The sequence below is a fragment of the Aurantimonas sp. A2-1-M11 genome (assembly GCF_036549475.1).
Classification (GTDB): Bacteria; Pseudomonadota; Alphaproteobacteria; order Rhizobiales; family Rhizobiaceae; genus Aurantimonas.
This window is the reverse complement of the sequence record NZ_JAZHLI010000151.1, coordinates 1-3361: the sequence shown is the minus strand read 5'-3', so window position 1 is coordinate 3361 and position 3361 is coordinate 1. Positions and strand designations below refer to the sequence as shown.

Sequence of the window (3361 nt, the reverse complement as noted above, 5' to 3'; positions counted from 1 at the left end):
ATGCAGAAGGACGGCTCAAAGGAATCCTTGAAGGGGAAATTCCAAAGGGCAGGCTGGGACAATGCATTCCTCTCTCGCCTGCTCAGCCTGTTCTGAAATGCGATTGCCCTGCAGGATGTCCTGGTTAAGCTTGACATCCTCGGCAATCAGAATGCGTCGGGGCTGCACGTCCGCGAACGGGAACGCCCGCTCGCTCTCCAAGTTGGCCGGATCGCCGAGCTCAAAAGGTACCTCGAACCAGAACAGGCTACCCAGGCCCGGGGCGCTGTTGACCTCGATCTCGCCTCCCATTGCGTTCACCAGGCGCTGACTGATAGCAAGTCCGAGCCCGCTGCCGCCAAAGCGCCGTGCGATCGAGCGGTCTGCCTGCATGAAGGCACTGAAGAGTTCGGCCTGCCTCTCTGGCGCGATCCCGGTGCCGGTGTCGCGCACCTCAAAGCGAAAGCGCAGTTGGCCATCCTGATCCGTCGCACTTGATACAGTAAGTGTCACGCTACCCTTCTCGGTAAACTTGATGGCGTTGCCGACGAGGTTGATGAGCACCTGTTTGAGGCGAGTCGGGTCTCCCTTCAGAACCGGAGGTGAGTGCTCCGACAACTCAAAGCGCAGCTCCAGGCCGTGCTCGATCGCTAGGGGGTGAACCAGGGAGCGCAGCCGCTCGAGCACCGTCAGCAAGGAGAAGTCCATCTGCTCGAGCTGAAGATATCCCGCCTCGATCCGGGAAAAGTCCAAGATGTCATTAATCACGTTGAGCAGGTGGCGCCCCGAGCCCCGCACTGCATGGACATAGTCCTGCTGCTTCTGAGTGAGCGGCTCCATCTTCAAAATATCCACGACCCCGAGTAGGCCAGTCAGAGGCGTGCGGATCTCATGGCTCATGGCAGAGAGGAAGTCGTCCTTCGCAGAGTTCGCTGCCTCAGCTGTCGCTGTGGCTTCACGCAGGCGGGCCACTAAGCTCTCGCGCTCTGCGGCAGCCCGCGTGCTGGCGCGATAGAACTCCCAGCCGCGCCAAGCAATCGCTGCTGCGAAAAGAGTGCCCAGGACCAACACGAGGTTGTCCAGATACTCGGGCGTAGCCTCGCTCGACACCACAGCGCCGAATGTGCCCAAAATGAACACAGACGTGACAAGGCTGTCTGCAACTCCGATCCGGTCGATTATTTCGCCAGAAATTTCCTCCTCGTCCGCTGCCTCTCGCGCAGTACGCTCGTGCTCTAATGCCGCCCACCAAAACAGGGTGAACCCGAAAAGCCACAATATATCGAACCAGGATCCGACCTCATAAGCGTTGCGCAACAAAGCTTCAGTATAGAGTATGCTGACGAAGGCGTGCATACCAAGCGCCGCGACTACGAGGACGGCGGCCCAATCCCTGGCAGCCAATTGTTTGGTCCAGAATGCCACGCAGCCATAGACGAACACGGTTGAGAAGCCGACAGTCCAAGCCAGCGCGACCGTTGTGTAGAGCCAGTCAGTCTGCGCCTCCACGACTGCATCAGCTAACCAGATTGCCGCGATCAAAAGGGTCCCTGTCGCAACAACCGCGACTTTGCTGACGGTGAAGCCCCAAAAAAGCGAGCGGCCACTCAAGGAGCCGGAAGTACTGACGCCCAGAGCAAAGAAGAGGGCTGTCGCGAGGAAGCCGATGTCAGCAGGAGAGGGGAAAGGGTTTAGCTGCCCCAGGACAACCTCGTAGAAGCTCCACACGAGCATGGCCGCGAAAAATGCGAGGTGACCCAGCGCAAAGAAAAGCCAGGCTCGATTTTCGCTCTCGTTGTTCCGGTAGACCTGAAAGCACGCGAGTCCCACGATCAGGGACTCGGAAGTCCAGAATAGGTCGTTCCACCAGTGGATTTGGATCTCGGTCAGGTCGGCGCCGTATCTCCCAGCGCTATAGACCAGGAGAAGGGCGAGGGGCGCGGCGCTGAGGGAAGATCGTAGGGCGGGGAACATCACAATCCCATGCTTAGGTTGGCTGAACGCATGAGTTAGCCCGGTAAATGCACGCGAGGTCGACGGATGTGGCGCAAGCCGTTGAGGTGATTTAGGATTTGGTTGCTTAAGCCGATCCGCGTCACTCCCGGAGACCACACCCGCCATGGACGAACCTACACTGCCGCTGGATGGCTTGTCATCTGTCGGCGGCAAGGCCGTCGTGGCCCGCTTTGACGGCGGCTTGCTGTCTTCCGACAGCGGCGTGATCGCGCTGGCGGAGGTGGAGCGACGGCTTCGTGTCGCCGAGCGGTTGGCCCAGTGAATCAACGACCCGCGCTCTGCGAACCAGATCGTTCACAGCCTGGCCGACATGATCGGCTTTCGCATGAAAATGATCGCCGCCGGCTATGAAGACGGCAACGATGCCGACCGCCTGCGCTCTGACCCGGGGTTCAAGATGGCCCAGGATACGCTCCCGTCGGGTCGCTCGCTCGCCTCCCAATCGACGATCTGCCGCTTGGAGAACCTGCCTGGCGTGCGGGAGTTGATCGCCATGGGCCGAGCCATGGTCGATCTCTACTGTCGCTCGTTCCGACAGGCGCCGAAGCGGATCGTGCTCGATATCGACGATACGTTCGACGCCGTGCACGGCAGTCCGCAGTTGCGACTGTTCAACGCCCACCACGACGAATACGCCTTCCAGCCGATTGTGGTGTTCGATGGCGAGGGCCGGTTCGTCGCCGCGGTCCTGCGACCGGCCAAGCGTCCCAGGGGAGGGCTGGTTTCGGGGCGTCGCGGCCCCGTCGATCAGGTGACGAGGCGCGGTATCCGGCCAAGGACGACACGCAGGATGCTCCGGTCCGGGCAGGATGTCGGCATGTGCAGGCGGATCTGCGTCTTCAATTCGACCACCCGAGCGGCGATTTTGATGAGGCGCAGGCGCAATGTATCGAACTGCGCGACGGCGAGGTGCGAACGCTTCGGCATCGCGGCTCGCACGCCCCACATCAGCCAGTAGGCGCCAGCATGCAGGAACAGGCGGAATTGGTTCGCCGTCGCCTTGCTGCAGGAGGTGCAATCGGCGGCCAGATGTGCCTTGAATGACTTGATGTGGTTCTCGGCCGCTCCGCGACGGCAGTAGACGTCCTGATAGAGCGTCCTGACCCTGCCGCCCACGAGATTGGTGACGATGAAGCGGGTGTCGGAGCCCTGGGTGCCGGGACTATCCGAAACTCTGTGTATCTGACCGGTTCCATGCGGGCTTCAGATACGTTCAGGCGTCAAAGCGCCCAGCGAACAGTATGGCCAGCTGATTGCGTGCAGCAACCCATTCTCGGACTTTGCGGCCGTGTTTCTCGAAGTTGCGGATCGCGAGGTAAATCAGCTTGGTCGCAGCCTCCTCGGTCGGGAAGGCCCCTCTGGTTTT

General features: G+C 60.7%; 1 protein-coding gene and 2 pseudogenes. 1 reads left to right on the top strand and 2 read right to left on the bottom strand.

Going from position 1 to position 3361, the window contains the following annotated elements; all coding sequences use genetic code 11:
- Positions 1-15: 15 nt before the first annotated feature.
- Entirely contained in the window at positions 16-1953 is a 1938-nt protein-coding gene (locus tag VQ042_RS25040) for a hybrid sensor histidine kinase/response regulator (RefSeq protein WP_331822962.1), read from the bottom strand.
- A 145-nt stretch (positions 1954-2098) separates the two neighbouring features.
- Here VQ042_RS25040 and VQ042_RS25035 point away from each other — a divergent pair.
- Positions 2099-2710: pseudogene (locus VQ042_RS25035) on the top strand (transposase); the annotation flags it as partial.
- A gap of 32 nt (positions 2711-2742) precedes the next feature.
- Here the strand turns inward: VQ042_RS25035 and VQ042_RS25030 are convergent.
- Positions 2743-3153: pseudogene (locus tag VQ042_RS25030) on the bottom strand (transposase); the annotation flags it as partial.
- Positions 3154-3361 lie beyond the last annotated feature (208 nt).

Bases quoted from the DNA above. Each gene is read 5' to 3' on its own strand.
- VQ042_RS25040 (WP_331822962.1), bottom strand. From the start codon at position 1,953: ATGTTCCCCGCCCTACGATCTTCCCTCAGCGCCGCGCCCCTCGCCCTT.